This window comes from Acinetobacter sp. AR_0276 (assembly GCF_003000705.1).
Taxonomy (GTDB): Bacteria; Pseudomonadota; Gammaproteobacteria; order Pseudomonadales; family Moraxellaceae; genus Acinetobacter; species Acinetobacter nosocomialis.
In genome coordinates this window covers 2,297,383-2,314,681 of the sequence record NZ_PSQO01000004.1, presented here as the reverse complement: position 1 = coordinate 2,314,681, position 17,299 = coordinate 2,297,383, and the positions used below count along the sequence as shown (strand labels likewise).

The 17,299-nt window shown below is 39.0% G+C and carries 16 protein-coding genes and 1 pseudogene; 10 read left to right on the top strand and 7 right to left on the bottom strand.

Features of this window, described 5'->3' with window-relative positions; genetic code table 11:
* Positions 1–43: 43 nt before the first annotated feature.
* From CSB87_RS11885 to CSB87_RS11875, 3 genes are all read left to right on the top strand, one after another.
* Positions 44–676 carry a LysE family translocator gene (locus CSB87_RS11885; protein ID WP_004883388.1) on the top strand — a complete coding sequence of 211 codons (633 nt, stop codon included), beginning with the start codon at positions 44–46 and terminating at the stop codon, positions 674–676.
* A 119-nt stretch (positions 677–795) separates the two neighbouring features.
* Positions 796–1,731: an LpxL/LpxP family Kdo(2)-lipid IV(A) lauroyl/palmitoleoyl acyltransferase gene (gene lpxL, locus CSB87_RS11880; RefSeq protein ID WP_006582229.1), complete on the top strand. Its 936-nt coding sequence runs from the start codon at positions 796–798 to the stop codon at positions 1,729–1,731.
* Between the two features lie 266 nt (positions 1,732–1,997).
* Positions 1,998–3,098 (top strand): glycosyltransferase family 4 protein, encoded by a 1,101-nt coding sequence (locus CSB87_RS11875; protein WP_006582230.1) that lies wholly within the window; start codon positions 1,998–2,000, stop codon positions 3,096–3,098.
* A gap of 56 nt (positions 3,099–3,154) precedes the next feature.
* Here CSB87_RS11875 and gltP read toward each other — a convergent pair whose 3' ends face one another.
* Both gltP and CSB87_RS11865 read right to left on the bottom strand, forming a co-directional pair.
* A complete protein-coding gene (gene gltP, locus CSB87_RS11870) occupies positions 3,155–4,441 on the bottom strand; it encodes a glutamate/aspartate:proton symporter GltP (protein ID WP_002053256.1) in 1,287 nt (428 codons plus the stop codon).
* A gap of 689 nt (positions 4,442–5,130) precedes the next feature.
* Positions 5,131–6,252: pseudogene (locus CSB87_RS11865) on the bottom strand (endonuclease/exonuclease/phosphatase family protein).
* Between the two features lie 187 nt (positions 6,253–6,439).
* On the opposite strand from CSB87_RS11865, the gene asd reads away from it, so the two are divergent.
* The 5 genes from asd (at position 6,440) to truA (ending at position 12,262) form a co-directional block, all read left to right on the top strand.
* On the top strand, positions 6,440–7,558 hold the full coding sequence (gene asd, locus CSB87_RS11860; RefSeq protein WP_002053322.1) for an aspartate-semialdehyde dehydrogenase: 1,119 nt from the start codon (positions 6,440–6,442) through the stop codon (positions 7,556–7,558).
* A 148-nt stretch (positions 7,559–7,706) separates the two neighbouring features.
* Positions 7,707–9,068, top strand: coding sequence for a FimV family protein (locus tag CSB87_RS11855; RefSeq protein ID WP_006582232.1), 1,362 nt, complete (start codon positions 7,707–7,709; stop codon positions 9,066–9,068).
* 59 nt (positions 9,069–9,127) lie between these two features.
* Complete coding sequence (locus CSB87_RS11850) at positions 9,128–10,420, top strand: hypothetical protein (protein WP_004710703.1); 1,293 nt, start codon at positions 9,128–9,130, stop codon at positions 10,418–10,420.
* Positions 10,421–10,478: 58 nt separating this feature from the next.
* Positions 10,479–11,450 (top strand): asparaginase, encoded by a 972-nt coding sequence (locus CSB87_RS11845; protein WP_023188504.1) that lies wholly within the window; start codon positions 10,479–10,481, stop codon positions 11,448–11,450.
* A gap of 14 nt (positions 11,451–11,464) precedes the next feature.
* Positions 11,465–12,262 carry a tRNA pseudouridine(38-40) synthase TruA gene (gene truA, locus CSB87_RS11840; protein WP_006582233.1) on the top strand — a complete coding sequence of 266 codons (798 nt, stop codon included), beginning with the start codon at positions 11,465–11,467 and terminating at the stop codon, positions 12,260–12,262.
* 16 nt (positions 12,263–12,278) lie between these two features.
* Here truA and CSB87_RS11835 read toward each other — a convergent pair whose 3' ends face one another.
* Entirely contained in the window at positions 12,279–13,289 is a 1,011-nt protein-coding gene (locus tag CSB87_RS11835; RefSeq protein ID WP_004710706.1) for an AraC family transcriptional regulator, read from the bottom strand.
* A 264-nt stretch (positions 13,290–13,553) separates the two neighbouring features.
* Here CSB87_RS11835 and infA point away from each other — a divergent pair, with 264 nt between their 5' ends.
* On the top strand, positions 13,554–13,775 hold the full coding sequence (gene infA / locus CSB87_RS11830; RefSeq protein ID WP_001284370.1) for a translation initiation factor IF-1: 222 nt from the start codon (positions 13,554–13,556) through the stop codon (positions 13,773–13,775).
* Between the two features lie 51 nt (positions 13,776–13,826).
* Here infA and CSB87_RS11825 read toward each other — a convergent pair whose 3' ends face one another.
* Positions 13,827–14,201, bottom strand: a complete 375-nt coding sequence (locus CSB87_RS11825; RefSeq protein WP_079377136.1) for a lysozyme inhibitor LprI family protein — start codon at positions 14,199–14,201, stop codon at positions 13,827–13,829.
* 167 nt (positions 14,202–14,368) lie between these two features.
* On the opposite strand from CSB87_RS11825, the gene CSB87_RS11820 reads away from it, so the two are divergent.
* Entirely contained in the window at positions 14,369–14,776 is a 408-nt protein-coding gene (locus CSB87_RS11820; RefSeq protein WP_006582235.1) for a hypothetical protein, read from the top strand.
* 53 nt (positions 14,777–14,829) lie between these two features.
* On the opposite strand, the gene leuB is transcribed toward CSB87_RS11820, so the two are convergent.
* From leuB to leuD, 3 genes are all read right to left on the bottom strand, one after another.
* Positions 14,830–15,909 (bottom strand): 3-isopropylmalate dehydrogenase, encoded by a 1,080-nt coding sequence (gene leuB, locus CSB87_RS11815; protein ID WP_106105073.1) that lies wholly within the window; start codon positions 15,907–15,909, stop codon positions 14,830–14,832.
* Positions 15,910–15,940: 31 nt separating this feature from the next.
* Complete coding sequence (locus CSB87_RS11810; RefSeq protein WP_006580475.1) at positions 15,941–16,531, bottom strand: hypothetical protein; 591 nt, start codon at positions 16,529–16,531, stop codon at positions 15,941–15,943.
* Positions 16,532–16,643: 112 nt separating this feature from the next.
* Entirely contained in the window at positions 16,644–17,291 is a 648-nt protein-coding gene (gene leuD, locus CSB87_RS11805; protein ID WP_006582236.1) for a 3-isopropylmalate dehydratase small subunit, read from the bottom strand.
* Between the last annotated feature and the right edge of the window lie 8 nt (positions 17,292–17,299).

The following is a 17,299-nucleotide window of genomic DNA, read 5'->3' as shown; positions in this document are numbered from 1 at the left end:
TTATGATATACCTATCAGTATAATAATATTTAAGGATAATTCCGTGCTAGATCTCTCTCAAATTTTGGCATTCGGACTCATTTGCTTGGCGATGGTACTCACCCCGGGTCCGAACATGATTTATCTTATCTCTCGCTCCATTAGTCAAGGCAAAATAGCAGGTTTTATTTCCCTCGGTGGGGTTGCTGTTGGTTTTGTATTTTATATGCTCTGCGCTTCTTTCGGGATCACAGCGCTTGTTGTGGCAGTTCCATATGCTTATGACACGATTCGTATTGTCGGTGCCATATATTTACTCTGGCTTGCGTGGAAAGCATTACGTCCAAATGCAGCGCCTATTTTCAGTGTAAAAGACTTATCTATCGACTCACCATTAAAATTATTTTTAATGGGCTTTTTGACAAATTTACTTAATCCCAAAATTGCAATTATGTATTTGTCTTTATTGCCACAGTTTATACATCCACAACAAGGCAGTATTTTAGCGCAGTCCATTCAACTCGGAACCATACAAATTTTTGTAAGTGTTTCAGTCAATGCACTGATTGTATTTTCTGCAGGTAGTATTGCGCTCTTTCTACAGCAAAAACCGCTTTGGGCAAGCATTCAACGCTGGATTATGGGGACCGTATTAGCCGGACTCGCTGTTCGTATTCTTTTAGAACACCGCCGATAACCCACTTTGTTTTCTTCCTCCTGCTTTAAAACTTCAATTTACTCCTGTGTATTACGACGATAAATTCAGTTCGTGATACACTTTTGCCAGTTTTAACTTTTTAAATCCTTTATATCGTTATGAGCCAAAAGCAGCCTTATACGCCCGGTGAGTTTCAATGGTCCTTTTTATTACCTAAATATTGGGGTGTATGGATTGCGATTACTTTCCTCATGCTTTTGGCTATTTTACCATGGGCGATCCAATGGCGTTTAGCTCACGGGTTAGCAAATCTTGCTTGGAAATATTTAAAATCTCGTCGCAAAACTACTATTCGTAATTTAGAAGTTTGCTTCCCTGAATGGTCACCTGAAAAAGTAGAGCAACAAGCAAAACAAGTTTTTGTAGATATGATGCTTGGTATTTTTGAAACCTTAAACGCATGGTATAAGCCTTACTGGTTTAAAAACCGCGTCACAATTGAAGGTTTAGAACACATTACTGATGCTCAAGCTCAGGGCAAAGGTGTTTTATTACTGGGAACTCATAGTACTTTGCTTGATGCCGGTGGTTATGTATGCGCTCAATATTTTGAACCTGATGTTGTTTATCGTCCTCAAAATAATCCACTACTCGATATGCTGATTTATCGCTGCCGCGGCACAATCTACAAAGCACAAATTGATCATGATGATATGCGCGGCTTAATTCGTCACCTTAAAGATGGTGATGCCATTTGGTATAGTCCCGATCAAGACTTCGGGCTTAAACAAGGCGTTATGGCACCATTTTTTGGAGTGCCAGCTGCGACAGTAACGGCTCACCGTCGTTTATTAAAAATTTCCAAAGCGGTTGCTGTTCCTTTATATTTTTATCGTCATGGCGATGTACATGACCCTAAATATCATATCTTGATTGAACCTGCAGTCGACAATATGCCAAGCGAAGATGAAGTCGATGATGCAACCCGCGTGAATAAGATTATTGAGAATCAGCTTCGCATCGCACCAACTCAATATATGTGGTTTCATCGTCGATTTAAGACACGTCCTAAGGGATATGAAGAGATCTATTAAATAATCTTCAGTAACGGCCGCACCGTAGTAATAAACATCTAAATAAACACCAGCATGTACTATCGTGCGAAGGCGACAAGGATGTCGCCCGTTGGACTACCTTGCGCTGATTCCTAAAGCAGTGCTTTGGGAATCGCTCAGGATGTGTCGTTAGTCCAACAAATGGTTTTGTTACTTTTGCCAAAACAAAAGTAAGGAGTAAACTCCACCTATTAAATGAATAAACGGTAAAACACCGCTTTGCTACAACCTAAAGGCAATAAACAATGAAAGTGATGCAACTTCTCCCAGAACTCAATAGCGGTGGCGTAGAACGCGGCACACTGGAAATTGCACGTGCACTGGTTGCACAAGGCCACAAATCTTTGGTTGTATCAAATGGCGGACGATTAGTGTCTCAACTTGAAGCCGAGGGCTCTAAACACTTAACACTACCGATTCATAAAAAATCTTTATCGAGCTTATGGCAAATCCGCCCTTTACGTCGACTTATTGAAGAGCATCAGCCCGATATTGTTCATGTACGCTCACGTGTTCCTGCATGGCTTACTCATTTTGCTTTAAAAGGAATACCAGCCCATCAGCGCCCTCACCTCATCAGTACAGTACATGGTTTCTACTCAGTCAACCGCTATAGTGCGATCATGACTCAGGCAGAAAAAGTGATTGCTGTTTCTGACAGTGTAGTTAAATACATCACAGACCATTATAAAAACTGCCCACCACAAGATATTGTCCGGATTTATCGAGGCATTGACCCTGCCGCTTTTCCGCATAATTATCAACCTTCAGCACAGTGGTTTAACCAAGTTTTTAATGACTTTCCCGAACTCGAAAATAAATTTTTACTTTGCCTACCTGGCCGTATTACTCGTTTAAAAGGACATGAAAGTTTAATTGAACTGATGCAGCAACTTCATTTGCAATATCCTCAACTGCATGCTGTTGTTGTGGGTGGCGCTGATGTAAAAAAACAAGCCTATTTAAGTGAGTTGCAAAACACCATTCAAAGCAAAGGGCTTGCAGATAAAATTACCTTTGTAGGACATCGCTCAGATATACGCGAATGGCTCGCTTTTAGCGATATAGTACTCTCTCTATCTAATCAAGCAGAAACATTCGGTAGAACAGCATTAGAAGCCCTTTCGGTAGGTACGCCAGTTATTGGCTGGAACCGTGGAGGTGTTGCAGAGATTTTATCTCATGTATATCCACAAGGTCTTGTTGAAGCAGAAAATGAAAAAGCTTTAGTAGAAACAGTAAAGCATCATATTGAACAACCGCAAACAGTCGCACCTGTGACAATGTTCAGTTTAAAAGATATGTGCGACCAGACGCTTGAGCTATATCAAAGTGTATTGAAATAACGTAATAAAAAACCCGCGATCATCGCGGGTTTTTTATTAACTAAAAGAAAGCAGTCTTATTTAAATGTTGCTTCATAAGCAGCAGCTTTTTCATAGTCATATTGTTTTTCCCACTTACTGATAACAAGTACAGCAAGTGCGTTACCAACAACGTTCAACGCAGTACGTGCCATATCCATGATACGGTCAACACCAGCAATAAACGCTAAGCCTTCCACAGGAATACCAACACTACCTAATGTCGCTAATAACACAACAAACGATACGCCAGGAACACCTGCAATACCTTTCGAAGTAATCATTAATGTTACAACCAAAATAACTTGTTGGCTGATCGACATTTCAATACCGTAAAGCTGTGCAATAAAGATTGCTGCGATACTTTGATAAAGCGTAGAACCGTCAAGGTTAAATGAATAACCAGTTGGGATTACAAAACTAGAAATCGCTTTTGGCGCACCATAAGCTTCCATTTTTTGCATAATACGCGGTAAAACTGTTTCAGAACTAGCAGTTGAATATGCCAAGATTAATTCATCTTTCAAAATCTTAAACAAAGTAAAGATATTGATGCTGAACATTTTTGCAGTTAAACCAAGTACCACTAAAGCAAAGAACAAGATTGCACCGTAAACCAATACAACCAATTTACCTAATGGAATAAGTGAAGCAAAACCAAAGTTTGCAACAGTAACAGCGATTAAACCAAATACACCCACTGGCGCATATTTCATGATGATGTGTGTCACACGGAACATTGTTTCCGATACAGCATGAAATACATTTAATAATGGGTCTTTTGTTGTAGCTGGCAATGAAGATAAGCCAATACCAAAAAGCACAGCAAAGAAAATCACTGGTAACATTTCGCCATGTGCCATTGAACTAATAATGTTCGTTGGGATAAGCGATAATATCGTCTGGATAATACCATGAGACTGTGACTGTACTTCTTCAGTTGTATGCTTATATTGAGAAATATCAGTTTGAACCAGTTGAGACATATCAATGCCTGAACCTGGATGGAAGATATTTGCTGCAACCAAGCCGACCAAAATAGCAATAGTAGTAATAATTTCGAAATAGAGAATGGTTTTAAAACCAAGACGCCCAAGACTTTTTGTACTGCCAACACCCGCAATACCTAAAATCAATGTAGAAAAAACGATTGGAATAACAATCATTTTAATCAGGCTAATAAAGATCTTACCTAACGGCGTAAGAACGTTATTTACAATACTATCTTTGATTTCAGGCTGATTATGTAAAACAGCCCCGACAACTATCCCTAGGATTAAAGCAATTAAAATTTGCCACGCAAGGCTAAATTTAAAATTCTTCATAAGACAATCCTTATGCACCGCAAAGTATCAAATATGAGAGGGAGAAGACCACTATCTTAGAGTGAAACCTCAATATGTACACTAATTTCCAAACAGAAATTTAAATGCACAAGCAAATCACAACCCGCCGATCCGGCGAAGTAAACAACAATGCCTGTTGACGATCCAACATGTCAACGATCGGCACATTCTATTGAGATTTGCCAATTAAACAAGTCCAATTTATGTCTAAATAGACCAAAGCCTATATTTATTCTTCAATAATCTATAAAAACAAAAACTTATCAAAAAAAATTTTTGTATCTATTTTCATCGAAAAAGGCTCGGATATATAAAAAACTTATGGACAACTACCTATAATTAAATAGATTTTAAAATTAAGATAATCTTAAAAATATTTCTTTAATTTACAAATAATTAAATGGTATTTATATAAAATATCAACCCGAGTTCTGCGTCCTGCAAAACTCGGGTAAATGAGGTTGTGCTTTCAGGGTATATAATTCTTTTTATTGCTTCCGTTCTAACATCTTATCCGTGATGTCGTTCCATATCAGCTTAGTGCATCCTTACTTGGGATTATCCATTCCCGCTTCCGTGTGCCGATGAATGTAGAATACGGGTTTTAGCTCACCCTGCCTATTGGACCTAGACTCAAATCTTTGTACGATATTGCTTACAACCTGGTTTTATATACTTTTCTCTTTATAAGGCTCTGCAATTTCATCAGTCACTATTTTTTCTTCTTTTTCAGCTTTAGCAATACCTTCTTGTATGGCAGCTTGAGCTTCTTCTTCATCATCTTGAGTTTCTTCAACTTCTTCTTGAATCTCTTCAAATATTCGACCTGTTTGTAAAACCACATAGACAGGAAAATGATCTGATCCAATATGAGATAAACGCTGCATTTTTACTAAACCAAAATCTGTACTATGAAAGATATGATCAAGTGACCAACGCAATAAAGAGTAATCTGCGTGAAAAGTATTAATAAAGTGTCGGCCAACTCGCGGGTCGAGTAATCCACTAATACGCTGAAATAAACGTGTTGTGCGTGACCATGCGACATCATTTAGATCTCCCATCACGATACAACTCTCATCCAGATCTTTAATTTGATCTCCAACAATTAAAAGCTCTGCATCTCGTAGTGTTGAATCTTTTGCTTCAGTTGGACTAGGCGGCTTAGGATGTAAACAGTAGAGCTGAACAGGCATCCCAGAACGTAAGATTACAGTGGTATGAATAGAAGGAATTTCATTACTTAAAATGAACTTGACCTCAGTATTTCTAAGCGGTAATCGACTATATAAATGCATGCCATATAAATTATCTAATGGTACAGGCACACGGTAAGGGTACTCCTCTTCAATTTCTTTTAGAGCATTTTCCCATGTCTTGTCACTTTCTAACGTCAACAATAAATCAGGTTTTAATGTCCGTACATGCTCAAGTAATAAATGATATTTATCATTGGGTGTAAGCACATTAGAAACAATTAGTGAAATCTGTTTTTTAGGATCTACTTGATGTTGCTTTACCTTTTTAACCTGTTTTTTCTAAAACAAGGTATAAGGCAAAACCATTTTAAGTTGATAAGCAATTGCTGCAATGAGTACTGCAAGTAAAAGCTCACGCCATATGTTCCATTCAGACGGCCAAAACAACATGCCAATTAAAGCAATAAAGCCCACAAACAGAATTTGTAAACGTGGAAAATCAGCCCCTCTAAACCACCACTTATCACGAGGGATAAGTGACCAGAAAGTCAACCAAATCACCACCACAGACACAACTTCGATATAAATCATTGAAATTACTCTTTTAAGATGATTTGTTTTTTAATGTTTTTGTCATCTTTATCAATTTTGTATGTAACATAAACAAGATATTCTACTCAATAAAATTGCTGTTTTGATTCTGTAACGCTTGCAGTTGTGAGCACTTTTGATACACTCAACTCCCCCTAACAATTTTAACGCACCGAGGCAAAATGACATGAAAGTAGGTCTGGTCGGTTGGCGCGGGATGGTCGGTTCCGTCCTTATGCAACGTATGGTTGAAGAGAATGATTTTGCTCATATTGAGCCATTCTACTTCTCTACCAGTAATGCAGGTGGTGAAGCTCCTTCATTTGGTGGTAAGACTGCCCCAGCACTTATGGAAGCTACAGACATTACCAGTCTGAAGCAAATGGATGTCATTATTACCTGCCAAGGTGGTGACTACACGTCTGAAGTTTTCCCACAGTTAAAAGCAACTGGTTGGGATGGCTACTGGATTGATGCTGCATCTACTTTACGTATGTCTGATGATGCAATCATCGTTCTTGATCCAGTTAACCTTAACGTAATTAAAGACGGTTTAGCGAAAGGTACTAAAACTTTCGTTGGTGGTAACTGTACCGTATCACTTATGTTGATGGGCGTAGGCGCACTTTTCCAAAATAATTTGGTTGAGTGGATGACTGCTATGACTTATCAAGCAGCATCAGGTGCTGGCGCACAAAACATGCGTGAGTTGTTAACAGGTATGGGTTATTTGTACAACAATACCAAGACTTTGTTAGATGATCCTAAATCTGCAATTCTTGATATTGACCGTCAAGTTGCTGAGTTACAACGTGGTGAAGGCTTCCCTTCTGCGAACTTTGGTGTGCCACTTGCTGGTTCATTGATTCCTTACATTGATAAACAGCTTGAAAGCGGTCAATCTAAAGAAGAGTGGAAAGGTCAAGTTGAAACCAACAAGATTTTAGGTAACTCTCAAATTGTTCCTATTGATGGTCACTGTGTGCGTATCGGTGCAATGCGTTGCCACTCTCAAGCATTAACCATCAAACTGAAAAAAGATGTTCCGCTTGATGAGATCGAAGATATGATTCGTAACTCAAACCAGTGGGCTAAAGTTGTACCAAATACACGTGAAGCATCGATGACTGATCTTACACCTGTAGCTGTGACTGGTACCTTAACTGTACCTGTAGGCCGTTTACGCAAACTCAATATGGGTAAAGAGTATCTCGGTGCATTCACAGTAGGCGATCAGCTACTTTGGGGTGCTGCTGAACCTTTACGTCGTATGTTACGTATTTTAGTAGAATACAAAAGCTCATAATTTGACCTGAATTATTCAGTCAAAATAAAAAGCCGATCACATTTGATCGGCTTTTTCGTAACTGGTTTGTGAAAAATTAACAATTTATTTACATTTCATTATTGTATAATTTTGAACGACTTTACGACTGATCAGGTCATGGATTGAGATGACTGCATATAACAAATTAAAAATTGCCATTTTCACCATTATGTCTTCGCCTTGTGTTTATGCGATTACATTAGATCCTATTCAAATTCAATCTGCACCTGGGGAATTACTTTATGCAGAAATGAATTTTCAGCAAGCAGATCCAAATACCCCATTACAAGTCAGTTTAGCCACTCAAGAAGATCTTAATAGTTTGGGAGTCACTCACCAACCTCCTGGTAATCTAAATTTTTATACACGACAAAATGGCCAAGGTACTGGCGTTATTGTGATTACCTCATCTCGTCCTATTATTGATCCTGAACTGAATATTGTCGTAAAAGTCAGTGAGGGTAATGCAACTCGCCTTCAACATATTAAAACTGTTTTAAAGCCATCGCCTATTAAAAAGGTTGCTGCGAATGAAACTCCACTTTCACCACAATTTATCGTAAATGAAAAAGACATTGCGTTAAACCTACCTGAAAGTACTCGGTATACACCTGCTGAGACAGCAACACCTGTAGCCGAAACTACAGCTAATGAGCGCAATCTAAACATTAGCACTGGAACTGCTCCAACTTTAAATAGCTCTGCTCCTATGGCTTCTGTTACAGACCAATCTTCAGCTCAAGCACCACAGCAAACAATAGCAACAATGAGTACAGAACCATCTGCTGTAGACAAGCAACCAGTTGCTCCTCTCAAAACGAGCAGTGACAATCAAGCCACTACAGTCAAAAAAGTAGCTCAATCTAAACCTGCTCAACAAAAAAATCTATTAAGTAAAAACACTCAAAAAAAACAAAAAATAAGCACCTATAAAGGTCCAGCACCTACAGGTAAGTATGTCGTTCAACGTAATGAGTCTTTATGGTCTATTGCTAATCGTATCGCAGCACAAACTAAACAACCTGTAGCTAAAGTCATGCGAGATATCCAAGCTCAAAATCGACATGCTTTTATCCAAGGCGATGTAAACCGTTTACGTCAGGGAATTTCACTAAATTTAACAGCAGCAAATACAGCCAAAGCGCCTCATACAAAACCTAAATCAACCGAAGCTAACTTAGCAAAACCTACTTCTGGCCGAGCTAAATATCGTTTGCAACAAGCTGAAATGAGCATTGTGGCAGAGAACAGCCCAAATTCTAATCATGGAAGTGCAAAAAAGAGCACACAACAAGGTCAAAACAATACTGAGTTAGCAGTAAAAGTTATGACAACTCGAGAAAAAACCGTTACATTACAAAGGAATGTAACCAAACTAAATCAAACTTTAAGTTTAAAAGACCAACGTATTCAACTTCTGAATGCGCGTTTGGCAGAGTTACAGCAGCAATTAAAAGCACAGCAACAAACTCACAAGCAAAAACACTAAGTTAAAACCAGAGTTAGCTCGCTTTATATTGCAAAATTTTATTTTTTAAGGGGAAAGTAATGTTATATGTGATTCCGTTTATCATATTACTCGTGGTCGCCGTTGTTTTAAAAAAGCGCGAGAATGGCCAAAAACAAGAGACCACCTCCCCAAAGAGTATAAGTAAAAAATCGGGCAAAAAAGCAGGTGCCAAATCGAGTAAAAGCTCGCGTGAAAAAAGTAAAGCCAGTGTAGTTGAAGAAGTCGCTCCTGCTCTTCCACAAAGTAGTCCTGTTCCTGAGGCTGTTCGTCAAAATATTCAACAGCTCATTCAAGAAAAACAGTTTTCAGCGGCTGAAGCTCAAGTCAATCAGGCACTAAAAAAAGACAATACCCAGCACGAATTGTATTTATTACTTCTTGAAGTTCATATTGCTCAAAAAGATGAATTCGCGATTCAACAATTAATTAGCCACATTCGCAGTTTGGCATTAAATGAAATCGCGATTAAAGCAGAAGCAAGACAAAAAGAATATGAGTCTGCAAGACAACCCGATGCTATTGATTTTCCTCAATCTCAATCGTATGAAGAACCGAAAAACACACCTGACACAACTGCTCAGTTTGACCAGTTAACAACAAGTTCTTCTGAAACTTCTTTTGATGACTTGCAGAAAGACTATACACCTGTAAAACAAGAACCAGCAGTTGAAGTTGAACCGTTAGAATTTAACTTTTCATTTGAAAAAACTGCAGCTACCGAAAATATCAGTCAACCCATACAGGAACCAGAACAATCAACATCTCAGCAAATACCAGAAGTTTCGTCATCTCAAGAAACAAATGAACTAGCTGATTTAGAGTTTTCTTTTGACTTGGCACCTCTGCATGAAAATGAAGAAAAAACTCAAGCAGTAGAAGTAAAAGCAAATCAAGAAAATAGCGTCAATGCATTAGATTTTAACCTTGACTTAAATCCTTCAATTTCAGAAAAGAAATCTGATGAACAAGTTTCATCATTAGATGAACTTACACTCGTAGAACAAGCACCATTAGAAGCGACTTCTATCGCACCTCTTGAGTTTTCGCTAGATGAACCTGCACTAGTTACAGCACCAGAAATTGAAACTCAAAACCATCTAGATGTAGTAACTAAAGAGGCTACTCAAACTCAAATAGAGGATCCACTACTAGACGCATTTCCAGAATTAAAACAAGTAAATGAAAGTGAGCTCGACTTAAAACTGGCTGAGCAATATATCAAGTTTGGTGAGAACCAAGCAGCGCGCAATTTACTACAGGCTAATGAGCAAAAATTCAACACAGAACAACAACAACATGCGAAAAACCTACTTAATCGCATAGCTTCTTAGAACTGTTCGATTTACCATAAGCAGTCAGAGATGACTGCTTTTTTATGCCTGCAAAAATATGAAAAAAATAGCCTTATTTTACATGGGTGGTACTTTTGGTTGCGTCGGTGAGCCTTTAGCACCTATGCCTTATGACCAATTCTTACCTCAACTTGAGAAAGTGATACCTCCACACTTAACAGTTGACTGCTTTGCAGCACCCAATATTGTCGATAGCAGTGCATGTACGGCACCTGATTGGTTACGTCTAATTCAACGCATACAACAACTACAACTTGAAGGCTATCAGCATTTCGTTGTTATTCACGGTACAGACACGCTCAGTTATGCGGCTGCGACTCTAGCTCGCTTTTTAGGCCAAAGCTGTCATATTGTGATTACTGGTAGCCAATACCCGTTACTCAATGTTCAAGGTGATAATACTCGTGAATTCACTGATGCAATTGAGAACTTATATCTTGCATTAGAACAAGTTATTAGCTTACCTGTAGGTGCTTATCTTGCATTCCATCATCAAGTATTCCATGCACAAACTGCATTAAAAACTCATACAACTGAACTCGATGCATTTTCAGGTTTAAGTAGTGAAGTTGAATTTACGCCTCAACAAAATGAATTGATCGTACAAGATGCTCAAATTGAACGAGCCGCTTCATTTCAGATTTTAAACTGGATGATGCAACCGATTGCAACACAGCACTTGGTACAACAGTTACGTCACTTACTTCCTGCTCCACCGCACTTTTTAGTGTTACAAGGCTTTGGTACAGGCAATATCGCAGTTAACCCTGAACTATTGGCAACCTTAGATGAACTCTATGCTCATGGTTGTGTTCCAATCTTGGCAACACAAGTGACATTTGGCGGCATTGACCAACGTTATGCAATTAGTGCATGGGCCAAAACTGCAAAAATTGTCATTAATGATGCGCATAGTCATGCAGATCTTTATGCAAAAGCACTTCAAATCTATTTAAAATACCCAACCCCAGAACAATGGCTCAGCCATTGGAATGAAAATTTGCATTAAATAGAGGTAAAGCTATGCAACGTTATGCGGTCGGTATTGAGTTTAGCGGAGTTCAATATCGAGGATGGCAAACACAACAGCCAGGCGTTGCCAGCGTTCAGGAAACTATCGAGCGTGTACTCAGCAAAATCGCAGATGAACCTATTGCACTTCACGGTGCAGGCCGAACAGATGCGGGAGTACATGCAACGAATATGGTGGCACACTTCGATACGAACGCCATTCGTCCAGAAATGGGATGGTTGAGAGGAGCAAATAGCCAGTTACCTAAAGATATTTCCATTCAGTGGATTAAACTGATGGATGAAAATTTTCATGCACGCTTTAAAGCAACGGCTCGACGTTACCGCTATGTTATTTATAACGCTCCTTGCCGACCAGCCCTCTTACATAAACAGGTCACGCACATTTACCAAAAGCTAGATGTGCAAAAGATGATTAAAGCTGCTAGTAAATTTGAAGGTACACATAACTTTGAAACCTTTCGCGCAGCAGCATGCCAGTCCAATAAACATGTTCGACATGTAACGCATTGTCGTCTATTTGAACATGGCCGCTATTTAGTGTTAGATATTCAAGCAGATGGTTTTTTACACCATATGGTGCGTAATATTGTTGGATGCTTACTCGAAATTGGTCAAGGTATGTATGAAATAGACCATATTGATACGATGTTTGCAGCACAAGATCGTAAAGCGGCAGGAGTCACTGCTCCACCTGACGGTCTCTACTTTATTCAATGTTATTATCCCGAGCAGTTTGACTTACCACAGCCACCACTTGGGCCACACTGGTTAAACCTACCTGAGTAGGCTTAACCCATTTTTATTAGCGATGCTGTTTACGCTTACGGTACTCAACTGGTGTTTCATTAGTCCAACGTTTAAACGCACGATAGAACGTACTTGGTTCAGAGAAACCCGTTAAATACACAATACGCTCCACACTCTCACTGGTATTTGCCAAAAGTTTTTTAGCTAAACGACAACGGTAGTCAGAAAGTATTTGTTGGAAACTGGTATTCGCTTCACTCAACTGAGTGCGTAAACGACGTGGCGTAATATTTAATTGTGCTGCGACAGTTTCTAGCGTGGTTTCTCCACTTTCTAGTGTTGAACCAATCGCTCGACGAACCTCACCGACCAAATCATAACGAGCCAATTCTTGTAGCTTTTCAATTGCGAGCTGTTCATGCAGTTGCAATAGTTCAGGTTCCGCCTGCCAAAGCTGGAAGTCTAAAATGGCAGGATCAAAATATAGCCTTGTTTCTTTTTGCCCTAAACTTACCGGACAGCCATAAACTCGGAAATATTCATCTTCCGAAGCACCTTCACTAAAGTTAAAATCGATGAAGATAGGATGAAACTGACCTTCGGTAATAAATTTGAAGAATCGAAGGACACCAGAAATCGCACATTCTGAAAAATGACGATTCACAAGGTTATCAGCCCCTACTTGCTCACCATTGGTTAAATAGCAACGCCCATCTTCGACAACCAGCTTTGCATCAAATGCATCACTAATTAGACGTTGATACGCTAAAGCTCTTTTAAGGCCTTCACCAAAGGTTTCACTACTAATAAATAAATGTTCAATCACCTGACCACGGTACAAAGGCAAATGCTCACCTAAATGCAAACCGATGTCTGGATCTTTACTGACTTCCTGAGCTGCAGTCCAAAAGGCATACTGTGCACTTAACGGAGTACGTGCATTTGTATCGACCTGATTTAAAGCGACTCCCGCTTTAGTTAATATTTCTTCTGTTGGCAATCCTGCACGACGAATTGCTTGATAGCCAAAACGTAATACAACTGATGCATCTGTTAGCTGACCCACGCAGTGCCCTTCCATGTAGATACTTCATTGATACTTAGGAGCTGTTGACTCTTTATGCATGAACAGTCCCTAATAACTATGATTTTAGATTAGCGTTGATTGACCAAACTGACAACAGAATTAGAGTTGTTTTGTGAAAAAAATTACATCTTTTTTTACTAGTCATAGTTTAACCAGATGCTTTAACAAGAAGATGTCTATCTTGTTTTTTTTAAATAAATTGACTATAATTTGCGCCTTTCCAATTTGATCATCAGGTAGGCTATGGCCAATAAAGAGGAACTCATTGAGTTCGAAGGCGTTGTCACCGAAACGCTTCCTAATACGATGTTCCGTGTACGTCTTGAAAACGGTCACGAAGTTATTGCACACATTTCTGGTAAAATGCGTAAACACTATATCCGTATTCTTACTGGCGACAGTGTAAAAGTCGAAATGACTCCATATGACTTAACTAAAGGTCGTATTACGTACCGTGCTCGCTAATTAGTGAATGCAAAAAAGCCACTTCATGATGTGGCTTTTTTATTGCTTTATTTATTCACTTAATCGACTAGACTTACATCCAACTGTTTGGCATTCACGCAATCTTTCTTGTAGCCAATGGTTTCTTTCCTGCGTTGTCTGTAAACGACACTGCACGTCTACACTATTTCTATTTGAATCTGTACATTCAGCATCACGTTGACGTATCCACGCAAGCTGAGACTTCTTAAGCGTATTTCTTTGCGTCGCATTCAATTTTGCTCTTAATGCCTGATAATTTTTATTTAGATCCGCATCAGCACTCGCATAGATTTTATTTGTACAATAAATATCATCATAGGTATTACGAGTAGTGTCGCAATTATCGGCATATACCGCTGTTACTCCAAAGCTGCATAAAAGTGCTAAAAGTATTTTTTTCATCATGTTTTCCTTAAGTTTTTTGCAAAATAATTATAAAGCCTTTCAGATATGAGTATGAATTGCTAGATAAACTTATCCTCCATTTATCATAAACTTCCTTTTTTTCTTTACAAGCTAGGCAATCCAACCTACCGTTATCTAACAATAAATATAATTTGATAGAGAGAAAAATGAATATATCGAACCTATGCCGAATAACCTTGCTCTCAGTGATGTCTATTTATCTGAACGGTTGCGCAACTCAACCACGCCAATCTGTCGACTTACAAGAATATTTAAAAGGCTTTCTGGGCAAATCATCGACCACCATTCAACAAGAACTAAACTTACGCAGTCTTGGCTTTCAAATTGCGCATGTTCCACAAAAAACATCAAATCAACTCATCTACACGATTTTACGGCCATTAAGTATTCCCATTCCTATGGTGAGTAATGTAGAGATGGGTGGTAATCCAGTTCCTATCCAATCCGGGACATTAGGGAGCAACTCTTACGATGTTAATTTTAATTGCAAAGTTATTTTTCAGCTTAAAAATGACATTGCTGAATCTATTCAATACGAAGGTAAAGCTTGCTAAACACAACCATAAAAAAACGCAGCTTGAAGCTGCGTTTTTTAGCAAAGTAGCGATTAAGCAAGAGCAGCAACGACTGCTTCACCCATCTCGGCTGGACCTACTTTAGTCATGCCTTCAGACATAATATCGGCTGTACGGAAACCTTGATCAAGTACTTGCCCTACTGCATCTTCAATTGCTTTAGCAGCAGCTTCTTCACGGAAGGTATAACGAAGCATCATTGCGACAGAAAGAATGGTTGCTAATGGGTTTGCCACATTTTGACCCGCAATATCAGGCGCCGAACCATGACAAGGTTCATACATGCCTTTGCCATTTTCATCTAAAGAAGCTGACGGCAACATACCAATTGAGCCTGTAAGCATTGCTGCTTCGTCAGACAAGATATCGCCAAATAAGTTACCTGTAACGATTACGTCAAACTGTTTAGGTGCACGTACAAGTTGCATAGCAGCATTATCCACATACATATGTGAAAGCTGAATATTTGGATAGTTCGCTTGCTGTAAGTCAGTAACCGTTTGCTTCCAAAGCTCTGTCACTTCTAAAACGTTTGCTTTATCTACAGAACACACTTTACCGCCACGTAATCCTGCAAGTTCAAAAGCAACTTTTGCAATACGCTTAATTTCGCTCTCAGAATAAACGTCAGTGTTATAGCCCTGTTTTTCACCATTTTCGAGTTCACGAATACCACGTGGTTGACCAAAGTAGATACCACCAGTCAATTCACGAACGATCAAAATATCTAAACCTGCAACAATTTCAGGTTTTAAGCTAGAAGCATCAGCCAATTGTGGATATAAGATCGCTGGGCGCAAGTTAGCAAATAAGTTAAGTTCACTACGAATTTTTAAAAGACCGCGTTCAGGGCGAATAGAGCGTTCAATAGTGTCCCATTTTGGTCCACCAACGGCGCCTAATAAAATGGCATCAGCTTTTTTGGCTTGCTCACTTGTTACAGCTGGATATGGTTCTCCATGAGCATCAATCGCAGCTCCACCTAACAAGCCATGTTCCCAAGTCAAAGACAAATTAAATTTTTCATTTACTTTATTTAATACTTTTTCTGCTGCCCCAACAATTTCAGGACCAATCCCATCGCCAGCCAAAATTAAAATCTGTTTAGACATGAAGTTTTCCATTTTCAAAGACAAGACAGTGTTATGACTGTCGTGGTGTTAGTTTTTTCTGTTCGAGAAATTCACCGAGTCCTGTGGTTGCATCAAATGGTCGACAAAAACGGCGAATTACACGCCCATCCTGCTCTAAGTCAACACATAATGGATCTGGTACAGAAACATTCAGCAAACTACCCGAACGATTAGATTTGTCTCGGTACATTTTAAACATATAGCGATGGTTGGCTTTGAATTGGTGAATAACATGGATGGTTTCTGCCCGATCTGGAGAAATCGGATAGTAACGAATCACCACTTCATATTGTTTGGCAGGCACAGATAAATACAAACTATTGCTTTGACTTAACACCGAACCATTTAATCTCACAATTCCTTGATGAATTGCCTGATTACTAATACGACGTGTCTGTGCATCAACAACAGTAATATCATTTAGCCGTTCAAATTCGCAACTTTTTGCGCCCGAACAATATATTGCTGCATTCTGCCCCAAATTTTCTTGTTCAGCCTGCTTAATACGAACAGTATCCACTACATTGTAAGTGCTCTGACAAGCACTTAGTGTTATTGCGCACAGGCCCAACAAAAAGCTATGAGTAACGTTCCTCTTCATTGTTCAAGCCCAATCCTCATCTAGTGCATAATTTTAAGCTGTTGTTATGCTTTAGCATGTTAGCAAGAGTTTGAACACGACGCCATGACTATGTTTAAAATGTACCAAAAGGTTAATTTATCTCTTGGAATACCCAAGGACGAACCTGTTTGGTTTTTTCTTCATAAGCGCGAATTGCGTCCGCATTTTGAAGAGTTAAGCCAATATCATCCAAGCCATTTAACAAGCAATGCTTACGAAATGGATCCACTTCGAATTTAAATGCTTCACCTGTTGGTGTACGAACTTCTTGCGCAGCCAAATCAATTGTTAATTGATATTCTTCATTCGCAGCACATTCTTTGAATAACTGATCAACAATATTCTCAGATAAAATAACTGGTAACATGCCGTTTTTAAAACAGTTATTAAAGAAAATATCAGCAAAGCTTGGCGCAATAACGGTACGGAAACCATATTCGTTTAATGCCCAAGGTGCATGCTCACGACTTGAACCACAACCAAAGTTCGTACGAGCAATTAAAACTGTTGCTCCCTGATAACGTGGTTGATTCAAAACAAAGTCCGGATTTTTTGGACGTACCGAGTTATCTTGACCTGGGTAACCTTCATCTAAATAACGAAGCTCATCAAATAAGTTGTCGCCAAACCCAGTGCGTTTAATCGATTTTAAGAACTGTTTTGGAATAATTAAATCTGTATCGACATTGGCACGATCTAATGGTGCAACGATACCTTGTTCAACTGTATAAGCTTTCATGGTTTGCT

Excerpts from the sequence above, each read along its gene's own strand:
- lpxL (WP_006582229.1), top strand. The coding sequence starts at position 796 with ATGAGCCAAAAGCAGCCTTATACGCCCGGTGAGTTTCAATGGTCCTTT.
- CSB87_RS11875 (WP_006582230.1), top strand. The coding sequence starts at position 1,998 with ATGAAAGTGATGCAACTTCTCCCAGAACTCAATAGCGGTGGCGTAGAA.
- gltP (WP_002053256.1), bottom strand. The coding sequence starts at position 4,441 with ATGAAGAATTTTAAATTTAGCCTTGCGTGGCAAATTTTAATTGCTTTA.
- asd (WP_002053322.1), top strand. The coding sequence starts at position 6,440 with ATGAAAGTAGGTCTGGTCGGTTGGCGCGGGATGGTCGGTTCCGTCCTT.
- CSB87_RS11855 (WP_006582232.1), top strand. The coding sequence starts at position 7,707 with ATGACTGCATATAACAAATTAAAAATTGCCATTTTCACCATTATGTCT.
- CSB87_RS11850 (WP_004710703.1), top strand. The coding sequence starts at position 9,128 with ATGTTATATGTGATTCCGTTTATCATATTACTCGTGGTCGCCGTTGTT.
- CSB87_RS11845 (WP_023188504.1), top strand. The coding sequence starts at position 10,479 with ATGAAAAAAATAGCCTTATTTTACATGGGTGGTACTTTTGGTTGCGTC.
- truA (WP_006582233.1), top strand. The coding sequence starts at position 11,465 with ATGCAACGTTATGCGGTCGGTATTGAGTTTAGCGGAGTTCAATATCGA.
- infA (WP_001284370.1), top strand. The coding sequence starts at position 13,554 with ATGGCCAATAAAGAGGAACTCATTGAGTTCGAAGGCGTTGTCACCGAA.
- CSB87_RS11825 (WP_079377136.1), bottom strand. The coding sequence starts at position 14,201 with ATGATGAAAAAAATACTTTTAGCACTTTTATGCAGCTTTGGAGTAACA.
- CSB87_RS11820 (WP_006582235.1), top strand. The coding sequence starts at position 14,369 with ATGAATATATCGAACCTATGCCGAATAACCTTGCTCTCAGTGATGTCT.
- leuB (WP_106105073.1), bottom strand. The coding sequence starts at position 15,909 with ATGTCTAAACAGATTTTAATTTTGGCTGGCGATGGGATTGGTCCTGAA.
- CSB87_RS11810 (WP_006580475.1), bottom strand. The coding sequence starts at position 16,531 with ATGAAGAGGAACGTTACTCATAGCTTTTTGTTGGGCCTGTGCGCAATA.
- leuD (WP_006582236.1), bottom strand. The coding sequence starts at position 17,291 with ATGAAAGCTTATACAGTTGAACAAGGTATCGTTGCACCATTAGATCGT.